19 protein-coding genes are annotated in these 21,293 nt (G+C 43.4%); all 19 read left to right on the forward strand.

The genetic code is table 11. From position 1 onward, the window contains the following. On the forward strand, nt 1-3,621 hold the full coding sequence (gene rpoC / locus OCV65_RS02225; RefSeq protein WP_262580812.1) for a DNA-directed RNA polymerase subunit beta': 3,621 nt from the start codon (nt 1-3) through the stop codon (nt 3,619-3,621). 11 nt (nt 3,622-3,632) lie between these two features. Continuing rightward, the gene (locus OCV65_RS02230; RefSeq protein ID WP_243007126.1) at nt 3,633-3,992 is read left to right on the forward strand and encodes a helix-turn-helix transcriptional regulator; all 360 of its coding nucleotides are present in this window, start codon (nt 3,633-3,635) and stop codon (nt 3,990-3,992) included. A gap of 102 nt (nt 3,993-4,094) precedes the next feature. After that, nucleotides 4,095-4,670, forward strand: a complete 576-nt coding sequence (locus tag OCV65_RS02235) for an HD domain-containing protein (RefSeq protein WP_262580813.1) — start codon at nt 4,095-4,097, stop codon at nt 4,668-4,670. Next, nucleotides 4,654-5,163 carry a VanZ family protein gene (locus tag OCV65_RS02240; RefSeq protein WP_262580814.1) on the forward strand — a complete coding sequence of 170 codons (510 nt, stop codon included), beginning with the start codon at nt 4,654-4,656 and terminating at the stop codon, nt 5,161-5,163. The genes OCV65_RS02235 and OCV65_RS02240 overlap by 17 nt, the downstream gene beginning before the upstream one ends. Nucleotides 5,164-5,485: 322 nt before the next feature. Continuing rightward, nucleotides 5,486-5,905 carry a 30S ribosomal protein S12 gene (gene rpsL / locus OCV65_RS02245; protein ID WP_118384151.1) on the forward strand — a complete coding sequence of 140 codons (420 nt, stop codon included), beginning with the start codon at nt 5,486-5,488 and terminating at the stop codon, nt 5,903-5,905. Between the two features lie 223 nt (nt 5,906-6,128). Continuing rightward, on the forward strand, nt 6,129-6,599 hold the full coding sequence (gene rpsG / locus OCV65_RS02250) for a 30S ribosomal protein S7 (RefSeq protein WP_199665892.1): 471 nt from the start codon (nt 6,129-6,131) through the stop codon (nt 6,597-6,599). Between the two features lie 15 nt (nt 6,600-6,614). Continuing rightward, complete coding sequence (gene fusA, locus OCV65_RS02255; protein ID WP_118452103.1) at nt 6,615-8,735, forward strand: elongation factor G; 2,121 nt, start codon at nt 6,615-6,617, stop codon at nt 8,733-8,735. A 141-nt stretch (nt 8,736-8,876) separates the two neighbouring features. Then, nucleotides 8,877-10,070, forward strand: coding sequence for an elongation factor Tu (gene tuf, locus OCV65_RS02260; protein WP_262580815.1), 1,194 nt, complete (start codon nt 8,877-8,879; stop codon nt 10,068-10,070). Nucleotides 10,071-10,312: 242 nt separating this feature from the next. After that, nucleotides 10,313-10,897, forward strand: a complete 585-nt coding sequence (locus OCV65_RS02265) for an FHA domain-containing protein (protein WP_262580816.1) — start codon at nt 10,313-10,315, stop codon at nt 10,895-10,897. Nucleotides 10,898-10,916: 19 nt separating this feature from the next. Beyond that, a complete protein-coding gene (locus tag OCV65_RS02270) occupies nt 10,917-13,232 on the forward strand; it encodes an ATP-binding cassette domain-containing protein (RefSeq protein ID WP_262580817.1) in 2,316 nt (771 codons plus the stop codon). 18 nt (nt 13,233-13,250) lie between these two features. Beyond that, nucleotides 13,251-15,260 (forward strand): serine/threonine-protein kinase, encoded by a 2,010-nt coding sequence (locus tag OCV65_RS02275; RefSeq protein WP_262580819.1) that lies wholly within the window; start codon nt 13,251-13,253, stop codon nt 15,258-15,260. Next, nucleotides 15,257-15,391, forward strand: a complete 135-nt coding sequence (locus OCV65_RS02280) for a hypothetical protein (protein WP_262580821.1) — start codon at nt 15,257-15,259, stop codon at nt 15,389-15,391. Before OCV65_RS02275 ends, OCV65_RS02280 begins: the two co-directional genes overlap by 4 nt. 15 nt (nt 15,392-15,406) lie before the next feature. Next, nucleotides 15,407-16,414: a hypothetical protein gene (locus OCV65_RS02285; RefSeq protein ID WP_262580823.1), complete on the forward strand. Its 1,008-nt coding sequence runs from the start codon at nt 15,407-15,409 to the stop codon at nt 16,412-16,414. A 13-nt stretch (nt 16,415-16,427) separates the two neighbouring features. Continuing rightward, nucleotides 16,428-16,697, forward strand: a complete 270-nt coding sequence (locus tag OCV65_RS02290; RefSeq protein ID WP_262580824.1) for a zinc ribbon domain-containing protein — start codon at nt 16,428-16,430, stop codon at nt 16,695-16,697. 30 nt (nt 16,698-16,727) lie between these two features. After that, entirely contained in the window at nt 16,728-18,542 is a 1,815-nt protein-coding gene (locus OCV65_RS02295; protein ID WP_262580825.1) for a WG repeat-containing protein, read from the forward strand. 20 nt (nt 18,543-18,562) lie between these two features. Further along, nucleotides 18,563-18,841 (forward strand): zinc-ribbon domain-containing protein, encoded by a 279-nt coding sequence (locus OCV65_RS02300; protein WP_262580826.1) that lies wholly within the window; start codon nt 18,563-18,565, stop codon nt 18,839-18,841. After that, complete coding sequence (locus OCV65_RS02305) at nt 18,820-19,107, forward strand: WG repeat-containing protein (protein WP_416810572.1); 288 nt, start codon at nt 18,820-18,822, stop codon at nt 19,105-19,107. The genes OCV65_RS02300 and OCV65_RS02305 overlap by 22 nt, the downstream gene beginning before the upstream one ends. 15 nt (nt 19,108-19,122) lie before the next feature. Beyond that, nucleotides 19,123-20,868, forward strand: a complete 1,746-nt coding sequence (locus OCV65_RS02310) for a zinc-ribbon domain-containing protein (protein WP_262580829.1) — start codon at nt 19,123-19,125, stop codon at nt 20,866-20,868. A gap of 76 nt (nt 20,869-20,944) precedes the next feature. After that, entirely contained in the window at nt 20,945-21,250 is a 306-nt protein-coding gene (locus OCV65_RS02315) for a hypothetical protein (protein WP_262580831.1), read from the forward strand. The last annotated feature ends 43 nt before the right edge of the window (nt 21,251-21,293 follow it).

The raw sequence follows: 21,293 nt of genomic DNA on the forward strand, positions 1-21,293 counted from the left end.
ATGCCAGCAAATAATAATGAACAAACATACCAGCCTATGACTTTTGATGCGATCAAAATCGGGTTGGCATCACCTGAAAAAGTATTAGAGTGGTCAAGAGGCGAAGTTACTAAGCCTGAGACTATTAACTATAGAACACTGAAGCCTGAGAAAGACGGACTTTTCTGCGAGCGCATTTTCGGACCTAGCAAGGACTGGGAATGCCACTGCGGAAAGTACAAGAAAATCCGTTATAAAGGTGTAGTCTGCGACCGATGCGGCGTTGAGGTTACTAAATCCAGTGTACGTAGAGAGCGTATGGGACACATCGCTCTGGCGGCTCCGGTTTCCCATATCTGGTATTTCAAGGGAATCCCAAGCCGTATGGGACTGATTCTGGATCTGTCTCCGAGAACACTGGAGAAGGTATTGTACTTTGCATCTTACATCGTGCTGGATGCAGGTGATACGAACCTGATGTACAAACAGGTACTTTCTGAGGCTGAGTATCAGGAAGCAAGAGAGAACTGGGGCAATGCATTCCGTGTAGGTATGGGTGCAGAGTCTATCAAAGAACTTCTGGAAGCGATTGATCTGGAAAAAGAATACGCAGAGCTGCAGGCAGGTCTTGAGGGCGCTACCGGACAGAAGCGTGCCAGAATCGTAAAACGTCTGGAAGTGGTAGAAGCATTCCGTGAGTCAGGAAATAAGCCGGAGTGGATGGTGCTTACTAACATCCCGGTTATTCCACCGGATCTTCGACCGATGGTTCAGCTGGATGGTGGACGTTTCGCCACATCTGACCTGAACGATCTGTACAGAAGAATTATTAACAGAAATAACCGTCTGAAGAGACTTCTGGAACTGGGAGCTCCGGACATTATCGTAAGAAACGAAAAGAGAATGCTTCAGGAGGCGGTCGACGCATTAATCGACAATGGTCGTCGTGGTCGTCCGGTTACAGGACCTGGTAACCGTGCACTGAAGTCTCTGTCTGATATGCTGAAAGGTAAGTCAGGACGTTTCCGTCAGAACCTGCTGGGTAAGCGTGTTGACTACTCAGGACGTTCGGTTATCGTAGTAGGACCGGAGCTGAAGATCTATCAGTGTGGTCTGCCGAAAGAGATGGCTATCGAGCTGTTCAAGCCTTTCGTTATGAAAGAACTGGTTCAGAGCGGAGCAGCCCATAATATTAAGAATGCCAAGAAGATGGTAGAGAAGCTTCAGCCAGAGGTGTGGGATGTGCTGGAAGATGTTATCAAAGAACATCCGGTTATGTTGAACCGTGCCCCTACACTGCATAGACTTGGTATTCAGGCGTTTGAGCCTATCCTTGTAGAGGGTAAGGCGATTAAGCTTCATCCGCTGGTTTGTACAGCGTACAACGCGGACTTCGATGGAGACCAGATGGCGGTACATCTTCCGCTGTCAGTGGAAGCACAGGCAGAGTGCCGATTCCTTCTTCTGTCGCCAAATAACCTGCTGAAACCGTCGGATGGTGGTCCGGTAGCGGTACCTTCACAGGATATGGTCCTTGGTATTTACTATCTGACACAGGAGAGACCGGGAGCTGTCGGAGAAGGCAAGTGCTTCAAGAGTGTAAATGAAGCAATTCTGGCTTATGAGAACCAGGCAGTTACACTGCATTCACGTATCAAGGTGCGTGTATCTAAGACTATGCCGGACGGAACTGTTAAGACAGGAACGGTAGAGTCTACACTGGGAAGATTTATCTTTAATGAGATTATTCCTCAGGATCTCGGATTTGTTGACCGTGAAGTTGAGGGCAACGAGCTGCTTCTGGAAGTTGACTTCCACGTAGGTAAGAAACAGCTGAAACAGATTCTGGAGAAAGTTATTAATACACATGGATCAACAGCTACAGCAGAAGTACTGGATGCGGTAAAAGCAACCGGATACAAATATTCTACAAGAGCTGCCATGACCGTAGCGATCGCCGATATGACGGTACCGCCGGAGAAGCCGGAAATGATCGCTCAGGCTCAGGAAACTGTAGATAAGATCACGAAGAACTTCAAGCGTGGTCTGATCACAGAGGAAGAACGTTATAAGGAAGTCGTAGAGACATGGAAGACAACCGATGATGCCCTGACTAAGGTTCTGCTGGACGGTCTGGATGCATACAACAACATCTTCATGATGGCTGACTCAGGAGCCCGTGGTTCTGATAAGCAGATCAAACAGCTTGCAGGTATGCGTGGTTTGATGGCTGATACAACCGGACGTACGATCGAGCTTCCTATCAAGTCTAACTTCCGTGAAGGTCTGGACGTTCTGGAGTATTTCATGTCAGCGCATGGAGCTCGAAAAGGTATGTCAGATACAGCACTTCGTACTGCCGACTCTGGTTACCTGACCAGACGAATGGTAGACGTTTCCCAGCACGTGATCATCCACGATGTGGATTGTGCTCAGGAAGGCAAGCCGATTCCGGGAATGTATGTAAAAGCATTCATGGATGGAAAAGAAGAAATTGAGAGTCTGCAGGAGCGTATTACAGGACGTTACCTTGCAGAGGACGTAGTAGATAAAGATGGTAACCCAATCGTAAAGGCGAACCACATGGTTACACCGAAACGTGCGGAGAAGATTATGAAATACGGTGTTGATGAAAATGGTGAATCACTCAAGCAGGTGAAGATCCGTACCATCCTGACATGTAAGGCACACAATGGTGTCTGCACGAAGTGTTACGGAGCCAACATGGCAACCGGAGAGCCGGTACAGGTTGGTGAGGCTGTTGGAATCATCGCAGCACAGTCTATTGGAGAGCCTGGTACACAGCTGACCATGCGTACATTCCATAGTGGTGGTGTAGCCGGAGACGATATCACACAGGGTCTTCCTCGTGTCGAAGAGCTTTTTGAGGCAAGAAAGCCAAAGGGACTTGCAATTATCACAGAGTTCGGCGGAGTTGCCACAATCAACGATACGAAGAAGAAACGTGAGATCATCGTTACCAATCAGGAAACAGGCGAGTCTAAGGCTTATCTGATTCCTTATGGATCAAGAATTAAGATCGCTGATGGAGCTGTACTGGAAGCCGGTGATGAGCTGACAGAAGGTAGCGTTAACCCACATGATATCCTGAAGATCAAAGGACTTCGTGCGGTGCAGGATTACATGATCCAGGAAGTACAGAGAGTATACCGTCTGCAGGGTGTAGAAATCAACGATAAGCATATCGAGGTGCTGGTTCGTCAGATGCTGAAGAAGATCCGCATCGAGGAAGCAGGAGAATCCGGATTCCTTCCGGGAACAATGGTTGATGTACTTGAGTTTGAGGATAAGAACGAAGAGCTTGCAGCAGAAGGACTTGAGCAGGCAACTGGTGAGCAGATCATGCTTGGTATTACTAAGGCATCTCTTGCAACGAACTCATTCCTTTCAGCAGCATCATTCCAGGAGACCACAAAGGTTCTTACCGAAGCAGCTATTAAGGGTAAGGTAGACCATTTGTGTGGTATGAAGGAAAATGTAATTATCGGTAAGCCAATTCCGGCTGGTACCGGTATGAGAAAGTATCGTGATGTCAAACTGAGTACAGAACTCGAGATGAATGACGAGATCACGTTGGATGACGATCTGGTATTTTCAGAAGAAGTGGATGATGTACAATAGGAGCGTAGAACATGAGCAATAAAAATGTTGAACCGGAAAGAGTAAGAAAAGGTCCGATGACCGTAGAGGAAATTAAAGCCATGCGGGCAGCTGAAGGTATGATCGTGGATCTGGAAGACGAAGGTACCAACGTATATGTGATCAAAGCTTACCAGGAGAAGATGAGCGTTGCGGTTGGAAGAATGTATAAGCAGGCCAGAAAGGAAATGGGACTGACTCAGCAGGAAGTCGCAGACGTATCTGGTGTAAAGCGTCCAAATATCGCACGTCTGGAAAGCGGTAAACACAGTCCGACTGTGGATATGCTGAACCGTATTGCGGACAGCATGGGAATGGATATGGAAATCCATCTGATTGAAAGAGAACAATAAATGATATGGAATACTCAGGGGCAGATACTGTCGCTGAGTATTCTTTATATATGATGCCAGGGACCAAAGGTCTGACGGGCATCTGAATCAGGAGGCAGAATTATGGCAGAGAGAATTACCAGAGAACAGGCACATGATATTTTGATGAAATATATGAAAGGTGAACGCTACATTCAGCACTCTTATGCAGTGGAAGCGATTATGAAAGGACTTGCCAAAAGACTTGCACCGGACGAAGTGGAGTACTGGGGAATTGCAGGACTTTTACATGATCTGGATGAAGAACAGTGTGACTGGCAGCACGATATGTCCGTGCATGGACCGACATCAGTAGAAATTTTGAAAAAAGAAGGAATAGATGATCCGGTTCTTGGGGATGCTATAAAAGCGCACAATCCGAAATGTGGCATGAAAGCTAAGACCAATCTGCAGTATGCACTGCTTGCGGCAGATCCGATGAGCGGGTTTGTTAAGGCAGTTGCACAGATCTATCCGGATAAGAAAATTGCAAGCGTGAAACATAAATCTGTCATGAAACGATTTAATGAACTCCGATTTGCATCTGGTGCCAACAGAGATTATATGGAAGCAATCGAGTTTACCGGGCTCAGTCTGGATGACTTGATTGATGTGGCTTTGGAAGAAATGGGAGCAATCGCAGATGTCCTTGGATTGTAAAAAGAATAAGACATTGTCAAAAATCAGTAAAATCTTACTTCCTGTTCTTGCTTTATGTTGGATGATGGTGATTTTCTGGTTCTCGGCTGCACCGGCACCAGAGTCATCCGAGATGAGTTATACGGTAGGACTACAGATCGGTAAAATAGCAGTGGCGGATTTTGATGCGTGGACTACAGAAGAACAAAATGCTTTTGCAGAAAAAATCGAATATCCAATCCGTAAAATGGCACATGCGACAGAATATGCAATTCTTGGAATGCTCGTATCGGGAACAGCGTATGCATATGGTATCTGTGGAAAGAAGGCAATACGATATGCCTGGATTTGGGCTGCATTCTATGCCGCGACCGATGAGTTTCATCAGCTTTTTGTACCTGGAAGAAGTGGGCAGATCCGGGATGTGATACTGGACAGCGCAGGGGCTGCGGTTGGAATCCTGATATTGTGCAGAGTCGGCAGAGTGCGGCAGAGAGTTGCGAGAAAAAAGTAAAACAGCTTTTTATTTACCGGGGTATGTGTTATAATGAAACATGTAAGAATGATGGGAGTATTTGATAAATATCATTCCTGGAGTATAAATAATCCAAGCCGTGCAGAAGCAGAGTTCTTTTGTACGGCTTTTTTATGTATAAAATCGCATAAGATCAGAACTTGCCTGTTTTGACCTGATTCAAACATTCTTTATAAAAGCCCTTGACATTTACAGATAAACCCACTAAAATATTCAAGTGTGCACAAAAATGCATTGTTTTTTGTGCGCCAAACATTAGATGTTTAACCAGTAACTTATTTTATTGTAGGAGGTGAATGAAATGCCAACATTTAACCAGTTAGTTAGAAAAGGACGTCAGACTTCTGTAAAGAAATCTACAGCTCCGGCACTTCAGAAGGGTTACAACTCTTTAAGAAAGAAAGTAACAGACACATCTGCACCGCAGAAGAGAGGTGTTTGTACAGCTGTTAAGACAGCTACACCTAAGAAGCCTAACTCAGCTCTTAGAAAGATCGCCAGAGTTCGTCTTTCTAACGGAATCGAAGTAACAAGCTATATCCCAGGAGAAGGACACAACCTTCAGGAGCATAGTGTAGTACTGATCCGTGGTGGTCGTGTTAAGGACTTGCCAGGTACAAGATACCATATCGTTCGTGGAACACTTGATACAGCAGGTGTTGCAAAGAGACGCCAGGCTCGTTCTAAATACGGTGCAAAGAGACCAAAAGACGCTAAATAAGATATTTAGACAAGATATCATAAGCGCGTAAGCGCAGACAACTGTTATTCACAAACAGAACTATGATGAAGTAAGTTGCAGGGTAGAAGATATATCTGCAGATAGAACAATGCGTATCTGCAGACATTTTTCTGAAGTATGCCCTGTGCACTACACAGTATCATTAGAACGACACATGTGAGTACCTATGAATTAAATCAATATATTTAAGGAGGGAAGAACCGTGCCACGTAAAGGACATACTCAGAAAAGAGACGTATTAGCGGATCCAATGTACAACAACAAAGTGGTTACAAAGCTTATCAACAACATCATGTTAGATGGTAAGAAGGGCGTAGCTCAGAAGATTGTATACGGTGCATTCGCAAGAGTAGAAGAAAAGACAGGCAAGCCGGCAATCGAAGTATTTGAGGAGGCTATGAACAATATCATGCCAGTACTCGAGGTTAAAGCAAGACGTATCGGTGGTGCAACATACCAGGTACCGATCGAGGTAAGAGCAGACAGAAGACAGGCACTTGCACTTCGTTGGCTGACCATGTTCTCACGCAAGAGAGGCGAGAAGACCATGGAAGAGAGACTTGCAAACGAAATTATGGATGCTATGAACAACACAGGCGCATCTGTAAAGAAAAAAGAAGATATGCACAAGATGGCAGAAGCAAACAAGGCGTTTGCTCACTATCGTTTCTAATTTTAGGAGGCAATAATGGCTGGAAGAGAATATCCATTGGAGAGAACCAGGAATATCGGTATTATGGCGCATATTGACGCTGGTAAGACTACACTTACAGAGCGTATTCTTTACTATACCGGTGTAAATTATAAAATTGGTGATACTCATGAAGGTACTGCTACCATGGACTGGATGGAACAGGAGCAGGAAAGAGGTATCACTATCACATCAGCCGCTACCACATGTCACTGGACTCTGCAGGAAAACTGCAAGCCAAAGGCAGGTGCTAAGGAACATCGTATCAACATCATCGATACTCCGGGACACGTTGACTTTACTGTAGAGGTAGAGCGTTCACTTCGTGTACTGGACGGCGCTGTTGGTGTGTTCTGTGCTAAGGGTGGTGTTGAGCCACAGTCAGAAAACGTATGGCGTCAGGCTGACACATACAATGTACCTAGAATGGCATTCATCAATAAGATGGATATCCTGGGTGCTGATTTCTACAATGCAGTAGACCAGATCAGAACAAGACTTGGTAAGAACGCTATCGTTCTTCAGTTGCCAATCGGTAAAGAAGATGATTTCCAGGGAATCATTGACCTGATGGAAATGAAAGCTTACATCTACAATGATGATAAGGGTGATGATATTTCTATCACAGATATCCCGGCTGATATGGCTGATGATGCTGAACTGTATCGTTCAGAACTCGTAGAGAAGATCTGCGAACTGGATGACGAACTTATGATGATGTATCTGGAAGACGAAATTCCGGAAGTAGACCAGCTTAAGGCAGTTCTTCGTAAAGCTACATGTGAGTGTACAGCAGTACCAGTTTGCTGCGGTAGTGCTTACAGAAATAAAGGTGTTCAGAAACTTCTGGATGCTATTCTTGAGTACATGCCAGCTCCTACAGATATCCCATCTATCAAGGGAACTGATATGGATGGTAATGAAGTTGAGAGACATTCATCTGATGATGAGCCGTTCTCAGCTCTGGCATTCAAGATCATGGCTGACCCATTCGTTGGTAAGCTTGCATTCTTCCGAGTATATTCAGGAACTATGAACTCAGGTTCTTATGTATATAACTCAACAAAAGATAAAAAAGAGCGTGTAGGACGTATCCTTCAGATGCACGCTAACAAACGTCAGGAACTGGATAAAGTATATTCAGGAGATATCGCAGCTGCAGTTGGATTTAAGATCACTACAACAGGTGATACAATCTGTGACGAGCAGCATCCGGTAATCCTTGAGTCTATGGAATTCCCAGAGCCGGTTATCGAGCTGGCTATCGAGCCTAAGACTAAGGCTTCTCAGGGTAAACTTGGTGAGTCTCTTGCTAAACTGGCAGAAGAAGATCCGACATTCCGTGCTCATACAGATCACGAGACAGGTCAGACAATCATCGCTGGTATGGGTGAGCTCCACCTGGAAATCATCGTAGACAGACTTCTGCGTGAGTTCAAGGTAGAGGCTAATGTAGGTGCTCCTCAGGTTGCGTACAAAGAAGCATTTACTAAGGCAGTTGACGTTGACAGCAAATACGCTAAACAGTCAGGTGGACGTGGACAGTACGGACACTGTAAAGTTAAATTCGAGCCTATGGATGCCAACGGTGAAGAACTGTTCAAGTTTGAATCTACTGTTGTCGGTGGTGCTATTCCGAAGGAATATATCCCAGCTGTAGGTGAAGGTATCGAGGAAGCTATGAAGTCTGGTATTCTTGGAGGATTCCCGGTAGTTGGTATTCATGCTAACGTATATGACGGATCTTACCATGAAGTCGATTCAAGTGAAATGGCATTCCATATTGCCGGTTCCCTTGCATTTAAGGATGCTATGAAGAAAGCTGCTCCGGTACTGCTCGAGCCTATCATGAAGGTAGAAGTAACCATGCCTGAAGAGTACATGGGAGATATTATCGGTGATATCAACTCTCGTCGTGGACGTATCGAAGGTATGGATGATCTGGGCGGTGGAAAGATTGTACGTGGATACGTACCGCTTTCAGAAATGTTCGGATACTCTACAGACCTTCGTTCCAGAACACAGGGACGTGGTAACTACTCAATGTTCTTCGAGAAGTATGAGCCGGTTCCGAAGTCAGTTCAGGAGAAGATCTTATCTGGTAAAGAGAGCAAATAATAAAACAGGCGTATTTTGTGCTTAAAAAGTATGGAAAAGGCTTGAAAAACTGGGCATTTTGAAATATAATCAAAATTAGCCGAGTTAACATGAAAAAATAAAAAAGCCTGAGAAGGCAATTGAATAAGGAGGATATTCAAAATGGCAAAAGCTAAATTTGAAAGAACAAAACCACATTGTAATATCGGTACCATCGGCCACGTTGACCATGGTAAAACTACTCTGACAGCAGCAATCACAAAGGTTCTGTCTGAGAGAGTAGAAGGTAATGCAGCTGTAGATTTCGAGAACATCGATAAAGCTCCAGAAGAGAGAGAGCGTGGAATCACTATCTCTACAGCACACGTAGAGTATGAGACAGCTAAGAGACATTACGCACACGTTGACTGCCCAGGACATGCTGACTACGTTAAGAACATGATTACTGGTGCTGCTCAGATGGATGGAGCTATCCTTGTAGTAGCTGCAACTGATGGTGTTATGGCTCAGACTTCAGAGCATATCCTGCTTTCACGTCAGGTAGGTGTTCCTTACATCGTAGTATTCATGAACAAATGTGACATGGTAGACGATGAGGAGCTTCTTGAACTGGTAGAGATGGAAATCCGTGAGAAACTTGACGAGTATGAATTCCCAGGCGATGACACACCAATCATCCAGGGATCAGCTCTTAAAGCTCTTGAGGATCCACACTCAGAGTGGGGCGACAAGATCATGGAACTGATGGATACTGTTGATGAGTACATCCCAGACCCACAGCGTCCTACAGATCAGCCATTCCTTATGCCAATCGAGGACGTATTCACTATCACAGGACGTGGTACTGTTGCAACTGGTAGAGTAGAGCGTGGTACAATCCACCTCAACGAAGAAGTTGAAATCGTTGGTATTAAAGAAGAGATCCAGAAGACAACTGTAACTGGTATCGAAATGTTCCGTAAGCTCCTTGACGAAGGACAGGCTGGTGATAACATCGGTGCTCTGCTTCGTGGTATCAAGAGAGAAGACATCGAAAGAGGTCAGTGTCTTATTAAACCAGGCAGCGTAACATGCCACAGAAAGTGTACTGGTCAGGTATACGTTCTGACAAAAGACGAAGGTGGACGTCATACTCCATTCTTCAACAACTACCGTCCACAGTTCTACTTCAGAACAACAGACGTAACAGGTGTATGTAACCTTCCAGAAGGTGTTGAAATGTGTATGCCTGGAGATAACGTAGAGATGACAATCGAACTGATTCACCCAGTAGCTATGGAGCAGGGTCTTCGTTTCGCTATCCGTGAAGGTGGACGTACTGTAGGTTCAGGACGTGTTGCTACAATCATCGAGTAATTATAATCTGTTATCAGAATATTAACTCAAATATTTACCCCAGAGGCTTAGGCTTCTGGGGTTTTTATATATAGGATGAAATAGTATTAGGGAAGAATGTTTACAGTCTTCCCTTTATTTTTAACTTATTTATAAGGCATAAGCTTCAATATATGGTATAATTTTACCAAAAGTGTTGAAGATGGCTACAACTATGATACCCTTTAACATCTTAGTATATTTTATATATGGAGGATTTGAGCGTGAAGAACTATTTGGATGAATGGAAAGATATTCAAGACGTGTACATCCCGCAAGCGAATACAATCGGATTTCAAGAGTCTGTAATCATAAGAGATTATATTCCGCCAAGAGAGACGTCTGTGTTTATGCCGGAAGCGGATGGAACAGAATTGCTGCGCCATGAAGACAACGAGACGGAACTTCTGACGTCAGAGACAGATGAAACAGATCTGTTGGTGAATGAGAATGATGATGAGACAGTTCTGGCAACGACTGAGTATTCGGGTGATGATGAGACCGTGTTGGCATTTATGGCATATGAACCGATTAAACTGAAGCGTGTGAAGACGCAGGAGATTGTTGAGGTTACGGGCGATGAATTTTATATTGGCAAGCAGGCTGGTAATAATTATGTGATAAAAGATAATCCGATGATCAGTCGGAAACATGTGAGAATTTTTAAACAAAGTGGTTCGTATTGGATTGAGGATCTGGATTCTTTGAACCATACGTATATTGATGACAGTATGATCCAGACGCCTGTAGTGCTGACAGCGGGCATGACGTTCCGGCTGTCTACGGATGAAGTCTTTGAAGTAATATAAGCAGTAGGGATATAAAGGGATGGAGAGAAGAATGTTGACTGTGATCAACAGTAATGGAGCGATCACAGAAGTTGATTTAGATAAATATAATAAAAAAGAACTTCGCATTGGACGTGATGGAAGCAAGTGCGATATTGTAATTGCAGATCCAATCGTATCCAAAGTGCATGGCATGATACATTTGGAACGTTCGTATCTGATGTATAGGGATGAGGACAGCAGTAACGGTACCTTTTGGGAAAATGGAGGCGGTCGGAAGCTGCTTAGTAAGAGAGACGGCTTTGTTGATATTTTTGACCAGACTGTGTTGAGAATTGGTAATGTGAATAATCCGGATGAGATGGTACTGCTGTTATATCAGAATTCAGATGAGCGGGAAGACTGGAAACGGGTATCTCTGGATGGACAGGTGGTACGGATTGGTCGTGATCCGGAAAACCAGATTGTACTCCGGCATCCGGGAGTATCCAAGAGACATTGCATGATTATTAGAAAGGATAATCATACTGTTCTGCATGACCTGAGAAGCGCCAATGGTGTGATGGTTAATGGCAGAGCCGTATCTGGCAATGTAGAGCTGAATGATAAAGATATCATCCAGATTTTGGATTATAAGCTGTTATATTGTAATACATGTGTATATTATCATACGGTCACATCAGGCATATCACTGCGTGCATCGCATGTCAATAAGATTGTCGGCAGAGGCAGAAAGAAAAAGCAGATCTTGAATGATGTAAGCTGTGAGATTAGGCCAAATGAATTTGTGGCGATTATCGGAGGATCCGGTGCAGGTAAGACAACGCTGATGAATGCAATCAGCGGATTTGAACAGGAATTTACCGGAAAAGTATATTGTAATAACGTGGATCTGGTTGCACAGTTTCAGCATCTGAAGAATATTATCGGATTCGTGCCTCAGCAGGATATTATCTATGAGAATCTGACATTGAAGCGTATGCTTTTATATACAGCAAAGTTGAAGATGCCGGAGGATACAAAGAAACAGGAGATGGAACAGCGAATTGAAGCTGTGCTTAAAATGGTGGATCTGCTGGAGCATCAAAATACTTATATCCGCAAGCTGTCGGGCGGACAGAAGAAGAGAGCCAGTATTGCGGTAGAACTGCTGGCAGATCCGAAGCTGTTTTTCCTGGATGAACCGACATCAGGACTGGATCCGGGTACGGAAAAGAATCTGATGGAAACATTGAGCAGACTTGCGAAGGAACAGAATAAGACGATTATCATGGTTACCCATACCACACAGAATCTGCATTTGTGTGACAAGATTATTTTCATGGGACCGGGCGGAAGACTGTGTTTCTGCGGAAATGTGCAGGAGGCAGAGGCATTTTACGGAACCAGTAATCTGGTGGATATCTATAATAAGATTGCAGAACAGCCGGAATATTGGCAGCGCAAATTTGGACAGAGCAATCAGACCAGCACATTTCGTAACAATGTGACGGATATGCATGAGAAGCCAATCGTGAGCAAACGGAAGAAAGAATCAGCACTACGCCAGTTTGGAATCCTGGCGGAGCGCTACGGTGAACTGCTATGGAATGACAAACAGAGACTCGCACTTCTGCTGATCCAGCCGTTTTTGATTGCATTATTGTTAAATATCGTAGCGGACAAGAACATTTTTGATATATATGAGAGTACAAAGTCGATGCTGTTTGCGCTCAGCTGTTCCGGAATCTGGATCGGAATGTTCGATTCAATCCAGGAAATATGCAAAGAGCGTGTGATCCTGAAGCGAGAATATATGGCAAACCTGAAACTGCCATGTTATATGCTTTCAAAGTTCATGCTGCAGGCCGTGCTGGGACTGGTGCAGTCGATAATACTGACATTCGTATTTCTGAATCTGATCGGGAAGGATGTCAAAGGAATCTTCCTGTCGGATTTCCGTCTGGAAGTGCTGCTTACGATGTGGCTGACCGTGCTTGCATCCATTGCGATGGGGTTTATTATCTCGGCAATGGTTAAGAGCGGGGACAAAGCGATGGCAGTGGCACCGTTTGTGCTGATTGTACAGCTGCTGTTCAGCGGAATATTATTTACGCTGAAAGGAATCGGTAAGAAGATTTCTTATTGCACGGTAAGCAGGTGGTCTGTGGAAGCGCTTGGAAGTATTTCTAGACTAAACAAGCTGGATCTGAAAATGCAGGCGGATTTCCCGATGCTGGAACATGAGGCAGAGTCATTTTTTAAGGCGACAGGAGGTCATGTAATAAAGGTGTGGCTTATCCTGCTTGCAATGACGATAGTCCTTGTGGCGATTGGAACGGTCCTTTTACGAAATGTGGCGAAAGATCGAAGATAAGAAAGGCAATGAGAAGTAATGAGCGAGAAAAGAGTGCTGGCAGGTACCTATGAGATTATTGGATATCTGCAGTCCGGAAGTGGCGGAGATGTATACAAGGCTTACCACAGACGTCTGAAGAAAGAAGTCATTCTGAAGAAAATCAGGCACAAAGGTGTAAGCATGAACATCAATCGTCAGGAAGTAGACATTTTAAAAAATCTGCGGCATACATATCTGCCGCAGGTGCTGGATTTCTTTATGGAAGATGGCGAATATTATACCGTAATGACTTATGTGCCAGGAAAGTCATTTAAGCAGTTGTTAAATGAACATGCGGTATTTTCACAGAACCAGCTGATACGCTGGGGACAGCAGCTGTGCAGTGCGTTGTATTATCTGCACAGTCAGAATCCGCCGATCATTCATGGTGATATCAAGCCGGCGAATATTATGGTGACACCGGAAGGCAATATCTGTTTGATTGATTTTAATATTTCTTTTTATATGGATGATAATACTGTGCTTGGTTACACGGATGGTTATACTTCGCCGGAGCAGTATATTATTGCACTGGATGCCCAGTCAGCAAAGTCAATCCCGATGCATGACCAGATTGATGAAAAAAGTGATATCTATAGTCTGGGAGCAACATTTTACCACCTGATTACTGGACAGAAATTGCAGCGTAACCGGACCGGAAGAGAAAAGGATGCATTGCAAACTCATGTCAGCGAGGCGTTTTCCAGTGTGTTGATGAAATCGATTGAAGTTGACCGGAATAAACGTTATCGGACGGCGAGGGAATTCTATCAGGCATTTCAGAATATCTACAAAAAAGATAAAAGATACCGTCAGCTGCTGCTGCGCCATAGGCTGATCCGCGGTGGGATGGTTGCACTGCTTGGTATATCCATTGTAACTGTTGGGTACGGCGTGCATGAGATAAAGCTTGAGAAGACGGAAAAGTATAATGATCTGGTAGCGGAACAGGTGTCATATAGAGAAAGCGGCGATTATAAAAAGGAAGAAGATACTTATAAAGAAGCGGTTAAACTTCTTCCGGACAAACTGGAAAGCTATTATCAGAATGCATATACATTATATGAACAACAGGAATACCAGAAATGCATCGATTTCGTAGAGTATGATGTGTTGAAGAGTGAAAAAGCAGATCTGATTGATGACCGTATAACGGATATTTATTATCTGGAAGCGGAAAGTTATTTTGAACTGGAAGAATATGATAAGTCAGTGGAAATATTTGACCGTTTATTCCAATACGGTGAATTTGATAATCTGTATTACCGCGATTATGCGATTGCACTGGCCTATGATGGTAAGACAGATAAAGCGCAGGAGGTGTTGCAGGAAGCAATTGACCATGATCTGACAGAAGACTCTATTTATTATGCCAAGGGCGAGATCGAGAAATCCATGGGACAGACGGATTCGGCAATTACTGAATTCCAGCAGTGCATTGCTGTCTCTGAGGACAATAACCTGAAAATGCGTTCGTATGTGTTAATAAGTGAGATATATGAGAAGAATGGGAAGCTGGAAGATGAACGTGCGTTACTGCTTGAGGCAAAGAATGCACTGCCGGTGGAAAATCAGATGATCTTGCTGGAACGGCTGGTACAGACGGACATTGAATTGGCAAATCAGGGGAATACATCCCTTCGCGATGAGGCGATTGAGGTGTCAAAGGAAATTATTACGCAGGGCTGGGATACTTATACAACTTATAACAATCTGGCAATTCTTAATGAAAAACAGGGAAATCTCGGTGAAGTGGAATCGATATTAAATCAAATGAAAGAGCTGTACGGTGATGATTACAATATCGAGAAGCGGTTTGCATTTCTTGAAATAGATAAGCAGGAGCAGAAAGCTAACAGCAACAGAGATTATTCAGCATTTGCATCTTATTATGAACACGCCAGAACCATGTATTATGAGCAGATGAAGAACAATGATACGGATGCAGAGATGCAACTGCTGGAAAATGTATACCAGCAGGCTGTGAATGGAGGATGGATAAGATGATGGGAACAGGAATGATCATATGCATTGCAGGAATTATCGGAATTATAGGGAGTGTTACTGCGCTGATTTGTACAGTCCGGGTATTCGCAAGGCAGAAAAAGCACGTATTGGAACGAATCGAGAATGATTAAAAAGAGGTGACTGATGTGAAGGATAAGATAAAATATATCATAAGTCCGATCATGATATTGTCTCTGGCATTTGTATTTATGCCAATTATCAATATCGGAAATTGGAAAGTATCTATGAAGGATCTTGCTCAAATTACATTTGCTAAAATAGATGAGCCTTACATACTTCAGCAGATCCAGAGCTATATGCAGGAATATGTGAAACCATATGTGTATCTGGGGATGATCCTGGTTGTGCTGACGATCTTTGTGGCGGTGATGGTACTTGTATTTAAGTCTAATGTATCTTATATCATCGGAATGATAGGTGAAGTAGCGATGATGGCAATTATTATAATGTTATATGTAGCTGCTAATTCCGGCGTTGATACGATAAAAACTATGGCATCGTATTTTGGTATGGGAAATGTGGTAAAAGTGAATTATCTCCCTGCTATATTCTGGACAGTTATGCAGATTGTATCTATCATTCTCTGTATTGTTGGAATTGCAGTAAAAGACACGACGGCAGAGAAAAGAAGAGTGCGAACGATTTCCAGACGCACAGGGATGACCAGCGGTGAAGTGCGACCGGGTACAGTCTGGGAACAGGGCGGTAGACAGCAGACGGATTACATCAATCGGGATTCCTGGGGAGCACGGCAGGAGCAGAATAATATTGCAGAAGAACAGAAATATCAGATGAATGACCGCCAGGAATTTTATGGTGCGATTATTGGCTGCCAGGGGGAATACATCGGCAAAGCATTGGAACTTACAGAGAAAGAACCGGTATTTGTGGAAGATGCATCAGGTGTGATCGGCTGGACAAGACAGCGACCGGCAGAAGGACAATGTGTGGCAGCGGTGTATTATGTGCCGGAGTACGGTGAGTATTGCGTGACTCCTTCACAGCGGATGACAGTATTTTTGAGCAGTGGTCAGCCATTGGGAGCAGGACGGAATTATTATCTGCCAAGAACTACTGAAATCTATATTCAGCTGAATGGCGAAATATCCAGAAGAAACTTTAAACTGGCATAGATGGGAGAAATGAATGATGGGATTAGAGAAAACAGTATTTGTAAATTCAGAGAAAATAGACACAAACGAGAGCCTGAAGCAGGCGTATATGGAACTTGGACAGGCGTATTATGAAGGTGGTTTTGAGGATCCGCTTCCACAGTTGTTACCGTTATTTGATAAAATAACCAGAATCAAAAATGAAATTGCGGCAACACCAGCGGTTCGGATGTGTCCGCAGTGCGGGAGCACGGTAAAAGCAGGTGAGAATTTCTGTGCTGTCTGCGGAATGCGTCTGCAGTAATCGGTGGTGAAAGCGAAAGAGGAATGAGATATGATTTGTAAGAAATGCGATACGCCCAATGATGATGATGCAAAATATTGTATGCATTGTGGGGCAGATTTGGAAGAACAGAAGAGCCAGAAAGTAAAAAAGAAAAACAAAACTTTGATTGGAGTAATCGTTGCAATGGCGGTGATTCTGATTGCAGTCGTGATTGCAGTTATTCTGGTGATGCATTCAAATGATGTGAAAAAGCAGGAAGAGTATAAACAGTATATTTCTCAGGGAGACAAATATCTGGAAGATCTGGATTATGACAAAGCGGAGGATGCTTACCTGAGTGCGATCAATCTTGATCCAAAACAGGAAGATCCATATCTTGCACTGGCAGATCTGTATCTGACACAGGAAGAGTATGACAAGGCTATTGAAATCCTGAAGAAGGCAGAGAAGAATACAGGCGGCAATGGCGGTGCATCTTCGAAGGTGAAAGAAAAAAAGGAAGAGACTGAAAAGATAATAGAGGATATAAAGAATGCAGAAAAGTACAGCTGGGTGGTACAGCCGGAGATAGAAGCAGACGAGATCTATTATCTGTCTGGTTACAACAGTAAAGATGTGTGTAAAAACACAGAATGCAAGCAGATGATCAGTGACTATGCGGTTATCAGGAAGGGGGATACATATGGGCTGATTAACAGCGATGGCAAGTGGTATAAAGATCTGGAATGCACCAATATCACAACAGTTATAGGGTATTATGAGCTGCAGACAAAGGAAACTATGTATTCTGCAGAGCTTGATACAGATACGAATGATTTTGTCCTTTATGAAAATGATGAACTGCGGTCAGATGTTGCTATGGTTGGAGATATTTATGGCGCGCAGGGAGAGTATTATTACTGTGGCAGTATGCATAACTGGATGGAAACTTGCATGACACCTTTGAGATGGGAGCTTAATCCGTTAGAAGAAGCTGCACCAGTGCAGGAAATGACGGCCGTCTATACAGAGGATGACGGAGATCCATCCGTGTGGCTGGAAGAAAATGGTAAAAAATATGCAGTCTGGAAAGATAATAAAGCGGTAACGGAGTTTGAGTATGATGAATGCGGATCACTGGAATCCGGACTGCTGGCAGCCAAGAAAGATGGCAAATGGGGGTATATTGATGAGAGTGGAAAGACTGTGATCCCATTTGAATACGATGTTTCGTGGAAACACTATGCGTCACCATATCCAGATACGGACATGGGAGAATACTGCTATGCAGCCACAGAAGGATACGTGCCGTTGGTGAAGGATGGCAAATGGGAGATGCGTAATACGGAGAATAAAATCGTAATTCCATCTGGCACATTTGAAGAGATTCTTCCGGTACATAATGGCAGATGTTGGGTAAAGAAGGATGGCAAATGGGGAGTGATTGAGTTTGAAAAGGCAGTGAAGGATTCAGAGGACGATAAAGATAACGAAGATCCAACGGAAGAGGACACTGATAAGAACGAGACATCTGACAGCAATGCAGATGCGCTTATCCAGAAGATTACCAGAACCTGGACTAATGAAGGTAATGTCTGGAATAATACTTACACGACTACGTTCAATGCAGATGGAAGCGTTACCAGTGAAGGTTGGCGGAATAAAGATACAGGAATCTATGAGGTGACGGGACCAACAACTATAAAAGCAACATTTAACAGTAATCAGGTTGATTCCCCGGGAACCGGATGGGAATCCATAGATGGATATACCTATTCGGTTACTTACGAGTATGATGCAGGAAGCAATACACTGTATGCAACGTATGATGACACGTTTAAATCGGGATATATGAGTAATGCCAGTGATGGATATCTTCATTAGGAAGTAAGAGGAATGAGAGAATGATTTGTAAAAAGTGTGAGGCGCAGAATGAAGATGCTGCAAGATTTTGTGGGCATTGTGGTGCTCCGCTTGAGGAACGGGATTGTTCTCAGGCGGAGCCGAAAAAGAAGAGTAAGGTTGGAATTCTGGCAACGATTGGAATAATTTTGATTGCGGTAATTATTGCGGGCGTTTTCGTGATGAGGACAAACCAGGTGAAAAAGCAGGAGCAGAATCTGGTCTGCTTGCTGCAAAGAAAGACGGCAAATGGGGTTATATTAATGAAGATGGCGAAATAGTGATTCCGTTTGAATATGATGCATCCTGGAAACATTATGATCCAGCAAGTTATAATGGCCTGGATGAGATAGAATACTGCTATGCAGCTACAGAGTGTTATGTACCATTGGTAAAAGACGGACGGTGGGAGATGCGTGATTCGAAAAATGAGGTTATTATTCCTTCGGGTACATTTGAGGAAATTCTTCCAGTACATAATAGAAAATGCTGGGTAAAAAAGGATGGCAAATGGGGAGTAATACAGTTTGATCAAGATGAGAAGTAGATAGGAGAATGTGCGATGTTTTGCAGAAGATGTGGAGAAAAGCTTGAAGACAATGTACAGTTCTGCCCGAAATGTGGGTCGCCGGTTAATCAGAATCCTGTGGGCAACAGACCGGAACTGGAGCCAGATCTGGAGCAGAAACATGCTGACAGACCGCAGGGAACAGTCAAGAAGAAAGCAAAGTGGCCATGGATTTTGGCGGTGATCGTAATTCTGGCAGCAGTGATCATAGCTGGTGTTCTGGTGATGAAGAAGCAGAAGACGAAGAAGCAGTATCAGGAAACGGTGTCCAACGCTGATAAATATCTGGAAGATATGGATTACGAGAAGGCTGAGGACAGTTATCTGGAAGCAATCAAACTGGATCCGAAGGAAAAGGAAACATATATCAAGCTTGCTGATTTGTATATGGAACAGGATGAGCCGAACAAAGCAGCTCAAATTCTGAAGATCGGTTTGAAGCATGTAGATAAAAAGGATAATGCAGAACTGTCAGAAAAATATAGTCTGTATACGTATGTGGATGAAGAGTTGATCCCGGATATCGGACAGGTGAAAGAGGGGGAATATGAGTGTTCGTATCTGCAGGTTTCAGAGTATGGGTTCGCGGTAGATTCTGTGCATTCAGAGAGTGGAGTATTGAACTGGAATATTGCAGATTATGATAATGACGGTGAAGAGGAATTACTGGTCCTGGTAATGGATAATAAGTCTGCTACAACGATGGATGGCGGTATCGGTACAGATATTGACAGAAATGAAATTGATCTGCAGATGTATGAATTGGAAAATGGAAAGGTTGTAAAGAAAGATCAGTATCAGGGACTTGTACCGGTATTGGGATATGGTGATTCTGAGGATGATGGCATTTTCCTGCAAAAAACGGATAATAACATTTACATTTGCGGAAGCTGTAGTAACCATGTATATATATATGCAGATGGAACGATTGTCAAATCTTTTATGCTGACATATGAAGATGGTAAATTTAAAGAGCAGGCAGGACAGGTGACAGAAACTGCGGGTTCCAGCTGGGAGGATGACGATGGAACGGCAGCGATGATGGCGGATCTTGCAGAAAGTATTGGCCTTACCAAGGACGCAGACACAATTCGTAAGACACATGTTCCAGTGTTTGGATTCCAGGATCAGCCAGATAAGATGCTTTTGCGTATCACCGGAGAAAACAGTGGTTATAATGTGTCTGTATTTTATCAGCAGCCAAATGTAGAAAATATTGGTAAAGTGAAGCTGAAACTGCAGTTAAAATTTGATATAGACAAGGATGAGGCAACGGATGAAGAGACAGTAAGTGCGGATACATATTTATCAGTATATGGAGCAATTTTGGATCAGGAAGTCGGCGGGGCTGATACTGAATTTGGCATTTATAATAATTATTACTTTTACGATATTGATAAAGACGGCGTGAAAGAAATGATATTACAGACAGGTACCTGTGAAGCCGATTATATGTATGATATATATACGATTGAAAATGGAACGGCAAAATATATCGGTCAGACTAACGGAGGACATACCGGATTTTATGAGGACGAGAATGGGGGAACAGAACCATATATTGTCGGTCTGACAGCGCATATGGGATATGAGACAGTATTTCATCTGAGTATTAATAATGGTCAGATCCAGATAGAAGTTATATCGAACAGAGAGCTGCAGGAGGGAGACGAATATTATAATGCCAGTGCAGAACTTCCTTATGCGGATATCACAAATAAAAGCTTGCTGAGCCAGTAGATTTAACTTGGCTTTCCTGTTAATCTGCACTATAATATTTTACACAATAGAGAGTGAGGCATGGGAGGATTGACTTATGAAGGAAAAGATTGCTAAGATCGGATGGAAGAATATTGTATTAGTGGTTCTTGCAGTACTTCTTGTGATATCTGCGAGTCAGCTACATACATTGCGTAAAGAATATAAAAAGGTGTATTCACAGAACATGGAACTGAATAGTAAGATGGCAGAACTGAAAGAGAAGAATGCCAGTCTGGAAGCACAGATTCAGAGTGCAGGAGAGATGTCGTCATCTGATACAGATTCTGCTTCTGAGACGGATGATACGAAAGATGCTGATTCAGCGTCGAATGAGGATTCAAAGAAAAATTCGGATAACTAATTGTTGTACGAGATGATTCCCATACGGTATAATATATATCAAA

Source organism: Dorea ammoniilytica, from assembly GCF_025567415.1.
In the GTDB taxonomy this organism is placed as follows: Bacteria; Bacillota; Clostridia; order Lachnospirales; family Lachnospiraceae; genus Claveliimonas; species Claveliimonas ammoniilytica.